Raw genomic sequence first — 17,828 nt, 5'->3', positions numbered from 1 at the left:
AAAAGATGATGTCTCTATATGAGGCATCTCTTTTTCGTTTGCGGACACAATAAAGTAGCACCTTTTTAAAGGGGAGATAAATGGAAGAAAGTGGTGATGTTATCTTTATTTTTGTTACAATAAAGTGAAACTTTAATGAGTGGGAGTCTTACTGCTCGTTAAAGCGGGATAAAAAGAGAGGTTAAGAAAAGAAGGGATTTCAATTATGGAAAAAGATGAACGTTTTAAACAGGCCGAGTTTGGTGCTATTGTCGGAATCGTTGGTAATATTATATTAGCGATTGTAAAAGCGGTAATCGGTTATATTGGAAACAGTAAGGCACTTTTAGCGGATGCGGTGCATTCTGGATCAGATGTAATTGGCTCGTTAGCTGTACTTTTTGGATTACGAGCAGCAAAGCAACCGCCTGATGAAGATCATCCGTATGGTCATGGTAAAGCGGAATCGATTTCAGCAATTATTGTTGCGGTATTATTATTTATTGTTGGACTAGAGATAGCGATTTCGTCTATAAAAGCTTTTTCACAAGATTTAGAACCACCAAAAGGAATTACGATTTTTGCAGTTATTCTTTCGATTGTAGTGAAAGAAGGGATGTTTCAGTATAAATATCGATTAGGGAAGAGGATAAATAGTGATGCAATTATTGCAAATGCATATGAACATCGTTCGGATGTGTTTTCTTCAATTGCAGCTTTAATCGGCATTTGTGCAGCTATTATCGGCGGTAAGTTAGGTATAGATTGGCTTGTATATGCCGATCCAATTGCGGGATTATTTGTCTCAATTCTCGTTGCTAAGATGGCGTGGAGTATTGGAGCAGAAGCTATTCATGCAACGCTTGATCATGTTTTGCATGAAGAAGATGTTGTTCCGCTTAGGGAGGCAGTTTTTCAAGTGGAAGGTGTGAAAAAAATCGGCTCTTTATATGCAAGAGAACATGGCCACTATGTTATTGTTGATATTAAAGTATCTGTAGATCCATATATCACTGTAGAAGAAGGTCACCGCATCGGAAAACATGTAAAAGAAAAACTTATGAAACAAGATAACGTACAAAATGTTTTTGTACATATTAATCCGTATTCTCCAAATTAAACATAACGGATATTTAATTATATAGATATCGAATCGTAGTTTGCATTATATTGTCACCCCTTAATCTGTCTTGTATAATGGATAGGTTAAGGGGTGATTTCGTGTTACAACCGAAGACGCGTTGGAAAGAAAAAGAATATAATGAGGAACTAGTGAGTGAATTAGCAAATAAATTGCAACTATCACCTCTTGTGACTTCATTATTTCTCGGTAGAGGCTTAAATACAGAAGATAAGATTGTAGACTTTTTAAATACAGCAGATCAAGAATTTCATGATCCATTTTTACTTGAAGGAATGGATCGGACTGTAGAACGTGTGAAAAAGGCCATTGAAAATGGAGAACAAATATTAATATTTGGCGATTATGATGCGGACGGAGTAAGTAGTACGACTGTGTTATATCTTGCTCTCAAAGAATTAGGTGCAGAAGTAGAGTTTTATATTCCAAATCGTTTTACTGAAGGCTATGGGCCAAATGAAGAAGCGTTTCGTTGGGCGCACAGTGCAGGGTTCTCACTAATTATTACTGTCGATACTGGTATCGCAGCGGTACATGAAGCGAAGGTAGCGAAGGAACTTGGGATAGATCTTATTATTACAGATCATCATGAGCCGCCACCAGAGTTACCAGAGGCACTTGCGATTATTCATCCGAAATTAGAAGGCGGTGTTTATCCGTTTCATTATTTAGCGGGTGTTGGTGTTGCATTTAAAGTTGCACATGCACTTTTGGGCCGTGTACCAGAGCATTTATTAGAAATTGCAGTAATCGGTACGGTAGCCGATTTAGTATCGCTTCACGGTGAAAATAGATTGTTAGTACAGCGTGGACTGAAGCATATGCGAATGACTCGAAATATCGGTTTAAAGGCGTTATTTAAAGTTGCTAACGTTTCGCAAAGCGAAATTACAGAAGAAAGCATCGGATTCTCACTCGCACCTCGTATTAATGCAGTTGGTCGTTTGGAAGATGCAACACCTGCTGTACACCTTTTATTATCAGAAGATCCAGAGGAAGCGAACGAGCTAGCTGAAGAAATTGATGAGCTGAACACACTTCGAAAAGATATTGTAAAGCAAATTACAGAAGAAGCTATCGCTGAAGTCGAAAATAAATTCCCACCGGAAGAAAATAAAGTATTAGTCCTTGCAAAAGAAGGTTGGAATCCAGGGGTAATTGGAATTGTCGCTTCTAAGTTAGTTGAACGTTTTTATCGTCCGACGATTGTATTAAGCATTGATCCTCATAAAGAAACAGCAAAGGGATCGGCTCGTAGTATTGCAGGATTTGATTTGTTTGCAAACCTTTCAGATTGCCGTGAATTGTTACCGCATTTCGGAGGTCATCCGATGGCGGCGGGAATGACGCTTAATATGAATGATGTGGATGAATTAAGACGCAGGTTAAATGAGCAAGCAGATGTAATTTTAACAGAAGAAGATTTTATTCCGATTACAGCAGTGGATGCATTTTGTAAAGTAGAGGATGTAACGCTTGCCGCGATTGAGGAGATGCAAAAGTTAGCGCCATTTGGCGTAGGAAATCCGAAACCGCGTATTGCGGTGAAAGATGCTGACTTAGAAAGTATCCGTGCAATTGGATCTGATGGATCTCATTTGAAAATGGCTCTTCGTGAGGGACAAGCAACACTGGATACAATTGGATTTGGATTTGGTGCTTATGCGAAAGAAATCTCTCCAGTTGCGAAGGTTTCTGTAGTAGGAGAAGTGTCCATTAATGAATGGAATAACTTTAAAAAGCCGCAATTAATGGTGCAAGATATTGCTGTAGAGGCATGGCAATTATTTGACTGGCGTAGTATGCGTAATGTAGAAGCAAATTTAGCAGAACTTCCGAAAGAAAAAATAACCATGGTGTATTTTTCTGAAGAGGTATTGAATAAGTTTTCTTTAGAAGGCTATAAAGAACAGCTCGTGCATGCATCAGAGGTAACACATTTAGATGATCAATATATTGTGTTACTCGATTTGCCGAAAGGAACAGATGAATTGCGTGATTTATTTAAAGTAGGATTTCCATCTCGAATTTACACGCTATTTTATCAAGAGAACAATCATTTATTTAGTACGGTCCCAACGAGGGAACATTTTAAATGGTACTATTCTTTCTTAAACCAAAAAACACCATTTTCTTTAAAGCAATATGGGGAACAACTGTGTCGTCATAAAGGTTGGTCAAAAGATACAGTAAATTTCATGACACAGGTGTTTTTTGAGTTAGAATTTGTTACAATAAAAGACGGTGTCATTTTTATGGCAGACAAAAAACAAAAGCGTGATTTAATTGAATCGAACACATATCGTGAGAAAATGAACCACTTACAATTAGAGAAAGAATTGGTTTATAGCACATATCAGCAACTATATACATGGTTTGAAACGATTCGTAATCATAAATAAGTAGAACAGTTAGGGTAAAGGATTTGTATTTACAAACCTTTTATATCTGAGGAGGATTCAGAAATATGGATTTCAAGCAACATATCGCAATTGTACCAGACTATCCGAAAGAAGGTATTGTGTTTAAAGACATTACACCTTTAATGAACGACGGAAAAGCATACAAAGCAGCAACAGATGAAATCGTTGCTTATGCAAAAAAAAGAGACATTGATGTTGTAGTAGGGCCAGAAGCGCGTGGTTTTATTATTGGTTGCCCAGTTTCTTATGCATTAGAATTAGGGTTCGCACCAGTTCGTAAATTAGGGAAATTACCACGTGAAGTAATTACAGTTGACTACGGTAAAGAATATGGAACAGATGTTTTAACAATCCATAAAGATGCAATTAAGCCAGGTCAACGTGTATTAATTACAGATGACCTATTGGCTACAGGTGGAACAATCGAAGCGACAATTAAACTAGTTGAAGAACTTGGCGGAGTTGTAGCAGGAATTGCATTCTTAGTAGAGCTTACTTACTTAGATGGTCGTAAAATGTTAGATGGTTACGATGTATTAGTATTAGAAAAATACTAATCGCTATATAGGTAAAACTACGGTGATAAAAAGTACCCGTGAATCTCTTGGAGAGGAACGGGTACTTTTGTATAATTGCACAAAAAAATAAGGTGAAATGTCAGTAAAATCTTTTCCTTTTCACAATTCACAATCATTGGGTTATAATGATAGAATATAATTTATTCTACTTAATAAAGATAAAGTCAATTTTCAATAAAAGGTGATTCGATGGCAAATGAGCAAGTACTAACAGCTGAACAGGTACTCGAGAAAGCAAGTCAATATTTAGCGGATGAAGATATTGAGCTAGTGGCACGTGCCTATGAATATGCGCGCGATGCACATAGCGAACAATATAGGAAATCGGGTGAACCATATATTATTCACCCAATTCAAGTTGCAGGTATTTTAGTTGATTTACACATGGATCCGGCTACAGTATCAGCAGGTTTCTTGCATGATGTAGTGGAAGATACAGAAATTACATTAGAAGATATTGAACGGGAATTTAATAAAGAAATCGCTATGCTTGTCGATGGCGTTACAAAGCTCGGAAAGATTAAATATAAATCTCATGAGCAACAACAAGCAGAAAACCATCGCAAAATGTTTATCGCAATGGCTCAAGATATTCGAGTTATTTTAATTAAACTAGCTGATCGTCTTCATAATATGCGTACATTGAAACATTTGCCTCAAGAGAAGCAGCGTCGCATTGCGAATGAAACGTTAGAAATCTTTGCACCTTTAGCACATAGACTCGGAATTAGTACTATTAAATGGGAGTTAGAGGATACGTCACTCCGCTATTTAAACCCACAGCAATATTATCGTATTGTAAATTTAATGAAGCGTAAACGTGCAGAGCGTGAAGAATATTTAGATGAAGTAATGACTGGTATTCGTGAGAAATTAAAAGAAGTTTCAATTCAACCTGAGATTTCTGGAAGACCAAAACATATTTACAGTATTTATCGTAAAATGGCATTGCAAAATAAACAGTTCAATGAAATTTACGATTTATTAGCTGTACGTGTCGTTGTAAATAGTATTAAAGATTGTTACGCGGTACTTGGAATTATTCATACGTGCTGGAAGCCAATGCCAGGTCGTTTTAAAGATTATATTGCAATGCCGAAAGCGAATCTATATCAATCTCTTCATACAACTGTAATTGGACCGAAAGGTGATCCGCTAGAAGTGCAAATTCGTACGAAAGAAATGCACGAAATTGCAGAATTCGGTATCGCGGCACACTGGGCGTATAAAGAAGGGAAAACAGCAGAAACAACTGGTACATTAGAGAAGAAACTAACTTGGTTCCGTCAAATATTAGAATGGCAAAATGAAGCTTCTAATGCAGAAGAGTTTATGGAATCATTAAAAATTGATTTGTTCTCTGACATGGTATTCGTCTTCACACCGAAAGGCGATGTAATGGAATTACCACTTGGATCTGTTCCAATTGACTTTTCGTATCGTGTCCATTCAGAAATCGGGAATAAAACAATTGGTGCAAAAGTAAATGGGAAAATGGTGACCCTTGATTATAAATTAAAAACGGGTGACATCATTGAAATTTTAACATCGAAACATTCGTATGGCCCAAGTCAAGATTGGGTGAAACTTGCTCAAACATCTCATGCGAAAAATAAAATACGTCAATTCTTTAAGAAACAACGTAGAGACGAAAATATTGAAAAAGGCCGTGAACTTGTTGAAAAAGAAGTACGTGGTCTAGAGTATGAGATGAAAGAAGTGTTAGCTCCTGACAATTTAAAACGTGTTGCTGAGAAGTTCAATTTTGCAAATGAAGAAGATATGTTTGCAGCAGTTGGATATAGCGGAATTACAGCGTCGCAAATTGTTACGCGACTAACGGACAAGTTCCGTAAGCAACGTGAAGAAGAAGAAATCGTTGAAGTTAAAGAAGTTCGTAAACCGATGAAAATTCGAAAATGGGATTCTGGTGTAAAGGTAAGCGGTGCTGACAATTTATTGATTCGCTTGTCAAAATGCTGTAACCCAGTTCCGGGCGATGATATTGTTGGGTATATTACGAAAGGCCGAGGTGTATCGATTCACCGTCGTGATTGTGTAAATGTCCATACAGAAGAAGCTGTAGAGCGCTTATTAGAAGTAGAGTGGGAAGGTAGCCCTGAAAAAGAAATTGAATACAATGTTGATATTGAGATTTCAGGTTACGATCGCCGTGGTTTATTAAATGAAGTATTGCAAGCTGTTACGGAGACGAAAACGTACATTTCAGCTGTTTCTGGTAGAAGTGATCGTAATAAGATGGCAACGATTAACATGTCAATTTCTATTCGAAACTTACAGCACTTGAAGAAAGTAGTAGAGCGCATTAAACGTGTTCCAGAAATTTATGCGGTACGACGCATGATGCATTAATAGGGAGTGTATAAAAGATGAGAGTTGTTTTACAACGATCAAAAGAAGCGTCTGTCACAGTAGATGGTGAGATTGTAGGACAAATTCCATTCGGTTTAACACTACTAGTTGGCATTACGCATGAAGATACAGAAAAAGATGCAACTTACATCGCTGAAAAAATTGCAAACTTGCGTATTTTTGAAGATGAGAGCGGAAAGATGAACCACTCTGTACTTGATGTAGAAGGACAAGTTCTATCTATTTCGCAATTCACATTATACGGAGATTGCCGCAAGGGAAGACGTCCAAACTTTATGGATGCTGCGAAACCTGATTATGCAGAGCATTTATATGATTTCTTTAATGAAGAAGTTCGTAAACAAGGACTACATGTGGAGACAGGACAGTTCGGAGCAATGATGGACGTTTCTTTAATCAATGATGGTCCGGTGACCTTAATTGTAGAAAGTAAATAGTGTTGCCGGGGAAGAGAGGATTATAGGATCCTCTCTTTTTTTCATACATTGTGGTATGTTTTGTTTAGTTATTTGGAATCAATAGTTGTTTCGGCTATGTATAACTATCTCATCAATATGGAACAATAAAAAGTAAAACATCCATATTGAATGTGAGGGATATACGTATGCGTATGAATGAAAAAGGGCATTCTGTTACAAATGGTGCAAATCAACTGTTTAACGTAAATTTACATGATTTTATTTCAAAAGAACAAAACAATACTTCAATGGAGCTTGCTTCTGAGTTTGGAATTTCACTACAAGATGTAAAGCGCCTAAAGAAGCAAATTGAGCGCTCTTAGAGCACTTGACAATCCTACTCAACAAACGTATAGTAATTTTATATTTACATATGAATATAGCCGTTGATAGAGGAGAGTAAATGAGATACACATGGAAAGAGAAGAAATGTCCTAGGCTGAAAACATTTCTACATGATGACTGATTGAATGACACTCTGTAGGTTTCAACTTGAAAGGCTTATACGCTTAGTAGAGATGAACGCAAATTTAAGCGTTATTAAAAAAGTGGAAGCATACGTGCTTCAATTAGGGTGGCACCACGGGTATAATACTCTCGTCCCTACTGTTCAAACAGTAGAGGCGGGAGTTTTTTTATTTTTATTAAGATTAAAACAATTTGAGGAGGAACTGAATATGTCTATTCAAATCCCACGCGGAACGCAAGATATTCTTCCAGGTAGTGTAGAGTTATGGCAGTATATCGAAGGGCAAGCGCGCGACATTTGCCGTCGTTACAATTATAAAGAAATTCGTACACCAATTTTTGAGCACACAGAGCTATTTTTACGTGGTGTTGGTGATACGACAGATATCGTACAAAAAGAAATGTATTCATTCCAAGACCGTGGAGAGCGTAGTTTAACATTACGTCCAGAAGGTACTGCACCTGTTGTACGTTCTTACGTTGAAAACAAAATGTTCGGTGATGCAACACAACCAACAAAATTATACTATATCGGCCAAATGTTCCGTTATGAAAGACCACAAGCAGGTCGCTATCGTCAATTCGTACAGTTCGGTATTGAAGCAATTGGTAGTAACGATCCAGCAATTGATGCAGAAGTAATTGCACTTGCTGTAGAGTTTTACCGCGGTATGGGCTTGAAAAATATTAAAGTTGTATTAAATAGCTTAGGTGATGCAGCGAGTCGTCAAGCACACCGTGATGCGTTAATTGCTCACTTTGAGCCGCGCATCGGAGAATTCTGTTCTGATTGCCAATCTCGCTTAGAAAAAAACCCTCTTCGTATTTTAGACTGTAAGAAGGACCGTAATCATGAATTAATGAGCACGGCACCATCTATTACAGAATACTTAAACGAAGATTCAGCAGTATACTACGACAAAGTACAAGAACTACTAACGATGATGGATGTTCCATTTGAGAAAGATCCGAATTTAGTACGTGGTTTAGACTACTACCAACACACTGTTTTTGAAATTATGAGTGAGGCAGAAGGTTTCGGTGCTATCACAACATTAAGTGGCGGTGGCCGTTATAACGGACTTGTACAAGAAATCGGTGGACCGGAAATGCCAGGTATCGGTTTTGCGATGAGTATTGAGCGTTTAATTATGGCGCTGAAGGCTGAAAATATTGAGTTACCAATTGAACATAGTATTGATTGTTACGTTGTAGCACTTGGTGAAAAAGCGAAAGACCAAGCTGCGAAAATTGCGTTTGATCTTCGTAAAGCTGGACTAGCAGTTGAAAAAGATTATTTAGATCGTAAAATGAAAGCACAATTTAAATCTGCAGATCGTTTAAATGCGAAATACGTAGCTGTATTAGGGGAAGATGAGCTAGATAAAGGCATCATTAACTTAAAAGATATGGCAACAGGCGGACAAGAAGAAGTAGCGTTAGATGTATTTGCTTCATATGTAGCAGAGAAATTAATATAGGGGGAACTTAAAGTGGCTGAAAGAACACATGCATGCGGAAAAGTAACAGTAGAAGCGGTTGGACAAACAGTTCAATTAAAAGGTTGGGTACAAAAACGCCGTGATTTAGGTGGATTAATCTTTATCGACTTACGTGACCGTACAGGTATCGTACAAGTTGTATTTAACCCAGAAACATCAAAAGAAGCGTTAGAAGTAGCAGAAACGATTCGTAGCGAATACGTATTACACGTAGAAGGTACAGTTGTTGAACGTGGTGAAGGCGCAATTAATGATAATATGGCAACTGGTCGTATTGAAGTACAAGCATCGAAAGTAAACGTATTAAACGCAGCGAAAACAACGCCAATCATTATTGCTGATGATACAGATGCATCAGAAGATGTGCGTTTAAAATATCGTTACTTAGACTTACGTCGTCCTGCAATGTTCAACACATTCAAAATGCGTCATGACGTAACGAAAACAATTCGTAACTTCTTAGATACAGAAGAGTTCTTAGAAGTTGAAACACCAATTTTAACGAAGAGCACGCCAGAAGGAGCTCGCGACTATTTAGTACCAAGCCGTGTGCATGATGGTGAATTTTATGCATTACCTCAATCTCCGCAGCTATTTAAACAGCTTCTTATGGTCGGTGGATTTGAGCGTTACTATCAAGTAGCACGTTGTTTCCGTGACGAAGATTTACGTGCGGACCGTCAACCGGAATTCACGCAAATTGATATCGAGGCATCATTCTTAACACAAGATGAAATTTTAGAAATGATGGAGCGTATGATGACGAAAGTCATGAAGGATGCAAAAGGTGTAGAAGTTAGTGCACCATTCCCTCGTATGAAATATGCTGATGCAATGGCTCGCTTTGGTTCTGATAAGCCGGATACACGCTTTGAAATGGAACTAAAAGACCTATCTGAATTTGCAGTAGGTTGTGGATTTAAAGTATTTACAAGTGCTGTAGAAAACGGCGGACAAGTAAAAGCGATTAACGCAAAAGGTGCAGCGAGCAAATACTCTCGTAAAGACATCGATGCATTAACTGAATTCGCAAAAGTATACGGTGCAAAAGGTCTAGCTTGGCTTAAAGTTGAAGAAGACGGCTTAAAAGGACCGATTGCGAAATTCTTCGGTGAAGAAGATGCAAACGTGTTAATGAGTACATTAGAAGCGGATGCTGGTGACTTATTACTATTCGTAGCAGATAAGAAGAGCGTTGTTGCAGATAGCTTAGGTGCACTTCGTTTACGTCTAGGTAAAGAACTTGAGCTAATTGACGAAAGTAAATTTAACTTCCTATGGGTAACTGATTGGCCACTTCTTGAGTACGATGAAGATGCAGATCGTTACTTCGCAGCTCACCATCCATTCACAATGCCATTCCGTGAAGATGTTGAACTATTAGAAACAGCACCAGAAAAAGCACGTGCACAAGCATATGACCTTGTATTAAACGGTTATGAGCTTGGTGGTGGATCACTTCGTATTTACGAGCGTGACGTACAAGAAAAAATGTTCAAAGCACTTGGCTTCTCACAAGAAGAAGCACAAGAACAATTCGGATTCTTATTAGAAGCATTCGAATACGGTACACCACCACACGGCGGAATCGCATTAGGTTTAGACCGTCTTGTTATGTTACTTGCAGGTCGTACGAACCTTCGTGATACAATTGCATTCCCGAAAACAGCAAGCGCAAGCTGCTTATTAACAGAAGCTCCAAGCCCAGTTGCAGAAGCACAGCTTGAAGAACTAAGCTTAAAATTGAGCGTGAAAGTGAAAGAAGAGAAGTAAGAATAGAGTCTAGATGGTTATACTATAGCCGTCTAGGCTTTTTTTATAGAGGTTGTTTAAAAAGTCCGGTTTAGATAACCGTCGCATTTCATCGTTACGTATGCTAGTCCGGTGCTCGAGTAGTACCCCTACACTGTGCTCCTCCTAGCATAAGTGCCTCGATCTGCTCGGTTCTCTAAATCCTCCTTTTTAAACGTGTATTGAAGAGGAAGTTAAAAAAGTCCGGTTTACATTATGTTTTCCTTGTTTGAAATACGTATTTTTAGGAATTCTATAACTTTTTCTATACAAATAGTCGGAAAAACGCTAGAATACATGGTAGACCATTTTTGTAATAGGAGTGTAGAGCTGAATGTTACATCAATTTTCACGTAATGAATTAGCCTTTGGAAAAGAAGGCCTTGAAATATTAAAAAATAGTACAGTCGGTATTTTAGGAATTGGCGGCGTAGGGTCATTTTCGGCAGAAGCGCTAGCACGTTCTGGCGTAGGACGTCTTGTATTAGTTGATAAAGACGTTGTAGATATTACAAACGTAAACCGTCAAATTCACGCGTTAGTATCTACTGTAGGACGTTCAAAAGTAGAATTAATGAAAGAGCGTATTGCGGACATTAATCCGGAATGTGAAGTAATTGGACTAGAGATGTTTTATACAGATGAAACATATGAAGAGTTCTTTAAACACGGTTTAGATTTCGTAGTAGATGCATCTGATACGATTACGTTCAAAATTCATTTAATAAAACAATGTTTACGTCGTAAAATTAAAATTATCTCATGTATGGGTGCGGCAAATAAAATGGACCCAACACGTTTCCGTATTGCGGACATTTCAAAAACACATACAGATCCAATTGCGAAAGTAATTCGTACGAAGCTTCGTAAAGATGGTATTAAAAAAGGTGTAAAAGTTGTCTTCTCTGACGAAAACCCAATCGTAATTCGTGAAGAAGTACGTAAAGAAATCGTACCAGACGAAAATGCAAAAATTCGTAAAGCGAAATTACCACCTTCTTCAAATGCATTCGTACCATCTGTGGCAGGCTTAATTATGGCAAGTCACGTTGTACGTGAACGTATTAAAAACGTAGAAGTGAAGCGTGTAGGGCAAGAATAAAAAGGAAGCATATATCCGCCTAGGGTATATGCTTTTTGTATGTTTTAAAGAAATATTATTAATGTTAATTTTTGTCGGTAAATCGATATTCTATGTCGAATGGTTGATATATTTCGAGTTGTGATAGATATATTCGGAAAATCGTTAATATAATTTCACTTACCGAGGCGATGTTTGCCGTAGTAATAAACAGGGATGTCACTAAGTTGAAAAAGTGACATCCCCATTTTCAATTTTCTGATGAATATATAATATCTAAATTTCCATTTTGATCGGTTTTGAAAATCGGAGCAATTTGCTCTTCTTGTTCTTCGACCGAAACAAGTTTTCGAGCACGATCCATAATTCTAACAAGCATTGCATAATCTTCTTCGATTGCTTGTTGTTTTTTTGTGAGAACAGCTAATTTTGCTTCAATTTCATTATTCGTTTTTTGCAGGGAAGTGAGCTGATCTTGTAATACGTCATTTTCAGTTTGTAACTTTGCGAGTGAAGGGTTATTGTGCTCCAAGTTTTGCAAAAATGAGATGACATTTTGCATTGTAAGATCTTGTTTATTTGGGGCAATATCTTCTGAAAACTCGGCATCGATTACGAGCTGCCGAGTTTGTGTGAACTGCTCTTGTTCTATTTTAGCTTCCGAACGCTTTAATTCTTTACGTTGTTTTTTTGCAATTTGCACCGCATCTTCATAATATGGTCTTACTTCAGCATTCCATCTAAAGCCACAAGCTGCTGAAGTTCGGTTTAATGTATCACCAACTTCATCGAATGCTTTTATTTGTGTACTTCCGCTGCGAATATGTCGTAAAACAGTTTCTGCTAAAAGGAGATCGTCTTCTTTTGTCCATGCATCTTGACGTGTTTTCATAAGCGAAGCCTCCGTAATGGTGACGTTTTCGTTTATATTACCCTTTATTCTTCATTTTATGTGAACTTTGTAATCTTTCATAAACAGTAGAAAGTGCTTGTTCAAATTTCCCTGTCGTTTTCGGTTTATAATATTGCTTGTTTTTAATTTTATCAGGTAAGTATTGTTGTTGTACCCAACCGTTTGGGTGATCGTGTGGATATAAGTATCCGATGCCTCTTCCTAATGATTCGGCTCCTTTATAATGACTATCTTTTAAATGACTTGGAATATCGCCTGTTTGGCCATTACGTAAATCGTGTAGTGCGGCATCGAGTGCTTTATAGGCCGAATTTGATTTCGGTGATAGACAAAGTTCAATAACAGCATTTGCAAGTGGTATGCGTGCCTCTGGGAAGCCGACCCGTTCAGCTGATTCAATCGCTGCAAGTGTACGTTGTCCAGCTTGTGGGCTAGCAAGTCCGATATCTTCATATGCCATAATAAGCAGACGTCTACTGATGCTTTGTAAGTCACCAGCTTCAATAAGACGTGCTAAATAATGAAGTGCGGCGTTCACATCACTTCCGCGTACTGATTTTTGAAAAGCAGATAAAACGTCATAGTGAGCATCGCCACCTTTGTCGTGAACGAAACTCTTTTTTTGTAAGCATTCTTCTGCGATTTCAAGTGTAATTTCCGCGGCTTTGTCGTCAGTTGTAAAGCTAGATAAAACAGCTAGTTCAAGTGCATTATAAGCTGAGCGCATATCTCCGCCTGACGCATTTGCAAAGTGATGTAATGCTTCATCCGTAACAGTTACATCATATTCCCCAAGCCCTTTTTCTTTATCTTCAAGCGCTCGTTTTAAGCCAATTAAAATATCATCTTCTGTTAATGCGTGTAATTCGAAGATTTGACAACGACTTCGAATAGCAGAATTAATAGCATGGAACGGATTGCTTGTCGTTGCACCAATTAAAGTAAGAAGTCCGCTTTCTAAATGGGGTAATAGAAAGTCTTGCTTCGCTTTATCTAGCCTATGAACTTCATCCAGAATTAAAACGAGGTGCCGATGCATCTTCGCTTCTTGTACGACAACTTCCATATCTTTTTTATTATGAGTAACAGCGTTTAAGAGGCGAAACGGGGTTCCAGTGCTTCCTGCAATTGCGCTAGCGATTGATGTTTTTCCTGTGCCTGGAGGACCATATAAAATCATTGATTGAAAATGATTTGCTTGGACCATTCGCCATAAAATCTTGCCTTCACCAACTAAATGCTGTTGTCCGATAATTTCTTGAATATTTGTAGGGCGCATTCGATGTGCGAGTGGTTGTTTCATTTGACCCTCTCCCTTAATGTATAATCTCATTCTATCGTATCATTTTTTTTTATGAAATTTGAAATAGGATGCTGTTTTATGGGAAAAATGAAGGAGAATATTTTCATTTTTCTTTCAATTGTAATAATTTCCGAGTTTTTCAATGTGATTTTATGTTATCATTTTGATACACAAGTTGAAATTTCTTATAATACTATATTATGCTATAATTTCATAGGATTTTAAATTGTGTTCTTTTATAAATAAGATATAACCAATAGAAGTGAAAATTTGAAATGAGGTGCAAATAGATGAAGATTTCAACGAAAGGCCGCTACGGCTTAACAATTATGATCGACCTTGCAAAAAAATTTGGTGAAGGCCCAATTTCATTAAAATCAATTGCGCAGGCACATGACCTATCTGAGCATTATTTAGAGCAATTAATTTCACCACTTCGTAACGCTCGTCTTGTAAAGAGTACGCGAGGTGCATATGGCGGATATGTATTATCTGATCAGCCAGTCAACATTACAGCTGGAGATGTAATCCGTGTACTAGAGGGTCCAATTAGTGTTGTAGAAATGATAGAAGAAGAAGAACCAGCACAACGCCAATTATGGATGCGTGTTCGTGATGCGGTGCAAGAAGTATTAGATAGTACAACTTTAGAAGATTTAGTACGTTATGAGGAAGAAAATCACGGGGGCTATATGTTTTACATTTAATTCCTTGTGAAACGATTTGGAAAGAAGGAGATTTAATGGAACGCATTTACTTAGATCATGCTGCGACATCTCCGACTCACCCAGAAGTGGTCGAAAAGATGATTCCATATATGACAGAAACATTTGGAAACCCGTCTAGTATTCACTTTTATGGGCGTCAAACGCGCCATGCGGTAGATGAGGCGAGACGTGTGTGTGCACGTAGCATTCACGCGAGTCCAAATGAAATTATATTCACGAGCGGTGGTACAGAAGCTGATAATTTAGCACTTATAGGTGTAGCGCGCGCGAATCGTCACAAAGGTAACCACATTATTACAACGCAAATTGAACATCATGCGATTTTGCATACGTGTGAATTGTTAGAGCGTGAAGGATTTGAAGTGACGTATTTACCTGTTGATGAAACAGGGCGTGTTCAAGTTTCTGACATACAAAAGGCACTAACGGAAGAGACGATTCTTGTATCTATTATGTTCGGGAATAATGAAGTAGGGACAATGCAACCAATTGCGGAAATAGGTAAGCTGTTAAAAGAACATCAAGCTTATTTCCACACAGATGCTGTACAAGCCTACGGTTTATTATCGATTGATGTGAAAGAATTTGGAATTGATTTATTATCAATTTCAGCTCACAAAATTAACGGACCAAAAGGTGTCGGGTTCCTATATGCTGGTGCAAATGTGAAGTTTGAACCGTTATTAATAGGCGGAGAGCAAGAAAGAAAACGTCGTGCTGGTACTGAAAATGTACCTAGTATTGCCGGACTTCAGCAAGCAATTTTGCTAGCTGAAAAAACTCGTGAGCAAAAAAATGCCCAATATGAAGAGTTTAAAGATATAATGGTATCTGTCTTCAAAAATGAAGACATTACTTTCGAGGTAAACGGAAACTTGGAATATCGCTTACCACATGTGTTTAATGTAAGTTTTACAGGAATGAATATTGAACCATTTCTTGTAAACTTAGACTTAGCTGGCATTGCAGTATCAAGTGGTTCTGCTTGTACAGCTGGTTCGATTGACCCATCACATGTATTAGTGGCGATGTTCGGAAAAGATTCCGATCAAATACGTTCATCCGTACGCTTTAGTTTCGGTCTTGGAAATACGAAAGAGCAAATTGAAAAAGCGGCGTACGAAACAGTGAAAATCGTGAAGCGATTAACACAAAATTAGCATGGGAGGTGACATGATGAACAAACTACCTCACGAAACACGCGTTGTCATCGGGATGTCCGGTGGCGTCGATTCATCTGTAGCAGCTCTTTTATTAAAAGAGCAAGGTTATGATGTAATCGGAATTTTTATGAAAAACTGGGATGATACAGATGCAAATGGTGTCTGCACAGCAACAGAAGATTACAATGATGTAATTGAAGTGTGTAACCAAATCGGCATTCCGTATTATGCAGTAAACTTTGAAAAACAATACTGGGATAAAGTATTTACGTACTTTTTAGATGAGTACCGAGCTGGTCGTACACCAAACCCAGATGTAATGTGTAACAAAGAAATTAAATTTAAAGCATTTTTAGAGCATGCAATTGCACTTGGTGCTGATTATGTAGCAACAGGTCATTATGCACGCGTTGCTTATATGGACGGCGAATATAAAATGCTTCGCGGCGTTGATGACAATAAAGATCAAACATATTTCTTAAATCAATTAAGCCAAGAGCAACTATCAAAAACAATGTTCCCATTAGGTGAATTAAAGAAACCACAAATTCGCGAAATGGCGACAGAAGCTGGTTTAGCGACAGCGGCGAAGAAAGATAGTACTGGTATTTGCTTCATCGGTGAGCGTAACTTTAAAGATTTCTTAAGTAACTATTTACCGGCGCAACCAGGTGTGATGCAAACATTATCTGGTGAAGTGAAAGGGAAACATGATGGTTTAATGTACTATACAATTGGACAACGTCATGGCCTTGGTATTGGTGGTAATGGTGATCCATGGTTTGCTGTTGGGAAAAACTTGAAAGAAAACATTTTATATGTTGACCAAGGATTCCATAACGAACTTCTATATGGTGATGAAGTTATTGCTACGAATGTAGGCTGGGTAAGTAATAAAGCGAAGGAAAAAGAATTTACGTGTACAGCGAAATTCCGTTATCGTCAAGCAGACAATAAAGTAACGGTTCAAATCGTTGATGAAAATACAGTTCGTATTCTTTGTGATGAGCCAATTCGTGCGATTACGCCAGGCCAAGCAGTTGTTTTCTATGATGGAGATGAGTGCTTAGGCGGCGCTACAATTGATGAAGTATATCATAGTGGTAAGAAATTAGATTATTTAGGATAACACGAGAAGCCTCTGCCGATTAGCGGTTAGAGGTTTCTTTTACATAAAGCGAATTTTTGTTCGCTTGGAAAATACATTCTTTGTTATAATTTGTTGTAGAGGTGAAGGATATGTCAAACAAACTTGAAACAGGTATTAAATATATGCAAGAAGGAAACTGGGAAGAAGCAGCTGGAAATTTCACAGAAGCAATCGAAGAAAATCCGAAAGATGCGCTTGGATACATTAACTTTGCGAATTTATTAGATGTATTAGGTGATAGTGAGCGAGCAATTTTATTTTATAAACGTGCATTAGAATTAGATGATAAATCTGCGGCTGCTTATTATGGCTTAGGAAACGTATATTACGGTCAAGAGCAATTTGCAGAGGCGAAGGCTGTATTTGAACAAGCGATGCAAGCGGGATTACAATCAGCTGACGTAACATTTATGTTAGGTATCACACATGTGCAACTTGGAAATGATCGTCTTGCGCTGCCATTTTTACAAAGAGCAACTGAATTAGATGAAAATGATGTAGAAGCTGTTTTCCAATGCGGACTTTGCTTCGCGCGACTAGAACATATTCAAGAGGCAAAACCTTATTTTGAAAAGGTATTAGAAATGGATGAAGAGCATGCAGATGCGTATTATAATTTAGGTGTTGCGTACGTATTCGAAGAAAATAACGAGAAAGCTCTTACTTTATTTAAGAAAGCGACTGAAATTCAAGCAGACCACTTTTTAGCTGGTAATGGTATTCGTTTATTAGAGCAAGAAGCTGAATAAAGTGAAA

At 37.9% G+C, this 17,828-nt stretch carries 15 protein-coding genes and 1 other annotated feature; of the genes, 13 read left to right on the top strand and 2 right to left on the bottom strand.

Annotated features, from left to right (window positions below):
- Positions 1–205: 205 nt before the first annotated feature.
- The 9 genes from NSQ47_RS15555 to NSQ47_RS15515 all read left to right on the top strand — a co-directional run bounded on the left by NSQ47_RS15555 (position 206) and on the right by NSQ47_RS15515 (position 11,836).
- Positions 206–1,099 carry a cation diffusion facilitator family transporter gene (locus NSQ47_RS15555; RefSeq protein WP_002111998.1) on the top strand — a complete coding sequence of 298 codons (894 nt, stop codon included), beginning with the start codon at positions 206–208 and terminating at the stop codon, positions 1,097–1,099.
- A 101-nt stretch (positions 1,100–1,200) separates the two neighbouring features.
- Positions 1,201–3,522 carry a single-stranded-DNA-specific exonuclease RecJ gene (recJ, locus tag NSQ47_RS15550; RefSeq protein WP_341037289.1) on the top strand — a complete coding sequence of 774 codons (2,322 nt, stop codon included), beginning with the start codon at positions 1,201–1,203 and terminating at the stop codon, positions 3,520–3,522.
- Between the two features lie 65 nt (positions 3,523–3,587).
- Positions 3,588–4,100: an adenine phosphoribosyltransferase gene (locus tag NSQ47_RS15545; protein ID WP_002111996.1), complete on the top strand. Its 513-nt coding sequence runs from the start codon at positions 3,588–3,590 to the stop codon at positions 4,098–4,100.
- A gap of 210 nt (positions 4,101–4,310) precedes the next feature.
- A complete protein-coding gene (gene relA, locus NSQ47_RS15540; protein WP_002145623.1) occupies positions 4,311–6,494 on the top strand; it encodes a GTP diphosphokinase in 2,184 nt (727 codons plus the stop codon).
- Positions 6,495–6,511: 17 nt separating this feature from the next.
- Positions 6,512–6,952 (top strand): D-tyrosyl-tRNA(Tyr) deacylase, encoded by a 441-nt coding sequence (locus NSQ47_RS15535; RefSeq protein WP_193645229.1) that lies wholly within the window; start codon positions 6,512–6,514, stop codon positions 6,950–6,952.
- Positions 6,953–7,119: 167 nt separating this feature from the next.
- On the top strand, positions 7,120–7,296 hold the full coding sequence (locus NSQ47_RS15530; protein WP_002015300.1) for a hypothetical protein: 177 nt from the start codon (positions 7,120–7,122) through the stop codon (positions 7,294–7,296).
- Between the two features lie 54 nt (positions 7,297–7,350).
- Positions 7,351–7,581, top strand: a binding site (T-box leader).
- A gap of 69 nt (positions 7,582–7,650) precedes the next feature.
- Positions 7,651–8,922 (top strand): histidine--tRNA ligase, encoded by a 1,272-nt coding sequence (gene hisS, locus NSQ47_RS15525; protein WP_002145627.1) that lies wholly within the window; start codon positions 7,651–7,653, stop codon positions 8,920–8,922.
- Between the two features lie 12 nt (positions 8,923–8,934).
- A complete protein-coding gene (gene aspS, locus NSQ47_RS15520) occupies positions 8,935–10,716 on the top strand; it encodes an aspartate--tRNA ligase (RefSeq protein WP_002160387.1) in 1,782 nt (593 codons plus the stop codon).
- 352 nt (positions 10,717–11,068) lie between these two features.
- A complete protein-coding gene (locus NSQ47_RS15515) occupies positions 11,069–11,836 on the top strand; it encodes a tRNA threonylcarbamoyladenosine dehydratase (protein ID WP_000903181.1) in 768 nt (255 codons plus the stop codon).
- A gap of 229 nt (positions 11,837–12,065) precedes the next feature.
- On the opposite strand, the gene NSQ47_RS15510 is transcribed toward NSQ47_RS15515, so the two are convergent.
- A complete protein-coding gene (locus NSQ47_RS15510; protein WP_341037288.1) occupies positions 12,066–12,707 on the bottom strand; it encodes an RsfA family transcriptional regulator in 642 nt (213 codons plus the stop codon).
- Positions 12,708–12,744: 37 nt separating this feature from the next.
- Complete coding sequence (locus NSQ47_RS15505) at positions 12,745–14,031, bottom strand: replication-associated recombination protein A (protein ID WP_341037287.1); 1,287 nt, start codon at positions 14,029–14,031, stop codon at positions 12,745–12,747.
- Positions 14,032–14,321: 290 nt separating this feature from the next.
- Here NSQ47_RS15505 and cymR point away from each other — a divergent pair, with 290 nt between their 5' ends.
- The 4 genes from cymR (at position 14,322) to NSQ47_RS15485 (ending at position 17,821) form a co-directional block, all read left to right on the top strand.
- On the top strand, positions 14,322–14,738 hold the full coding sequence (gene cymR / locus NSQ47_RS15500; protein ID WP_000704117.1) for a cysteine metabolism transcriptional regulator CymR: 417 nt from the start codon (positions 14,322–14,324) through the stop codon (positions 14,736–14,738).
- Positions 14,739–14,773: 35 nt separating this feature from the next.
- A complete protein-coding gene (locus NSQ47_RS15495; RefSeq protein WP_016106216.1) occupies positions 14,774–15,919 on the top strand; it encodes a cysteine desulfurase family protein in 1,146 nt (381 codons plus the stop codon).
- 16 nt (positions 15,920–15,935) lie between these two features.
- Positions 15,936–17,051: a tRNA 2-thiouridine(34) synthase MnmA gene (gene mnmA / locus NSQ47_RS15490; RefSeq protein ID WP_002160392.1), complete on the top strand. Its 1,116-nt coding sequence runs from the start codon at positions 15,936–15,938 to the stop codon at positions 17,049–17,051.
- Between the two features lie 110 nt (positions 17,052–17,161).
- The gene (locus NSQ47_RS15485) at positions 17,162–17,821 is read left to right on the top strand and encodes a tetratricopeptide repeat protein (protein WP_341037285.1); all 660 of its coding nucleotides are present in this window, start codon (positions 17,162–17,164) and stop codon (positions 17,819–17,821) included.
- Positions 17,822–17,828 lie beyond the last annotated feature (7 nt).

The organism is Bacillus sp. FSL R10-2780, assembly GCF_038006125.1.
In the GTDB taxonomy this organism is placed as follows: domain Bacteria; phylum Bacillota; class Bacilli; order Bacillales; family Bacillaceae_G; genus Bacillus_A; species Bacillus_A cereus_U.
Note: the sequence above shows the minus strand (reverse complement) of the source record. Positions and strands in the feature narration are given on the sequence as shown.

Bases quoted from the DNA above. Each gene is read 5' to 3' on its own strand.
- NSQ47_RS15545 (WP_002111996.1), top strand. From the start codon at position 3,588: ATGGATTTCAAGCAACATATCGCAATTGTACCAGACTATCCGAAAGAA.
- NSQ47_RS15505 (WP_341037287.1), bottom strand. From the start codon at position 14,031: ATGAAACAACCACTCGCACATCGAATGCGCCCTACAAATATTCAAGAA.
- NSQ47_RS15535 (WP_193645229.1), top strand. From the start codon at position 6,512: ATGAGAGTTGTTTTACAACGATCAAAAGAAGCGTCTGTCACAGTAGAT.
- NSQ47_RS15495 (WP_016106216.1), top strand. From the start codon at position 14,774: ATGGAACGCATTTACTTAGATCATGCTGCGACATCTCCGACTCACCCA.
- NSQ47_RS15515 (WP_000903181.1), top strand. From the start codon at position 11,069: ATGTTACATCAATTTTCACGTAATGAATTAGCCTTTGGAAAAGAAGGC.
- cymR (WP_000704117.1), top strand. From the start codon at position 14,322: ATGAAGATTTCAACGAAAGGCCGCTACGGCTTAACAATTATGATCGAC.
- NSQ47_RS15530 (WP_002015300.1), top strand. From the start codon at position 7,120: ATGCGTATGAATGAAAAAGGGCATTCTGTTACAAATGGTGCAAATCAA.
- relA (WP_002145623.1), top strand. From the start codon at position 4,311: ATGGCAAATGAGCAAGTACTAACAGCTGAACAGGTACTCGAGAAAGCA.
- mnmA (WP_002160392.1), top strand. From the start codon at position 15,936: ATGAACAAACTACCTCACGAAACACGCGTTGTCATCGGGATGTCCGGT.
- NSQ47_RS15555 (WP_002111998.1), top strand. From the start codon at position 206: ATGGAAAAAGATGAACGTTTTAAACAGGCCGAGTTTGGTGCTATTGTC.
- NSQ47_RS15485 (WP_341037285.1), top strand. From the start codon at position 17,162: ATGTCAAACAAACTTGAAACAGGTATTAAATATATGCAAGAAGGAAAC.
- hisS (WP_002145627.1), top strand. From the start codon at position 7,651: ATGTCTATTCAAATCCCACGCGGAACGCAAGATATTCTTCCAGGTAGT.
- NSQ47_RS15510 (WP_341037288.1), bottom strand. From the start codon at position 12,707: ATGAAAACACGTCAAGATGCATGGACAAAAGAAGACGATCTCCTTTTA.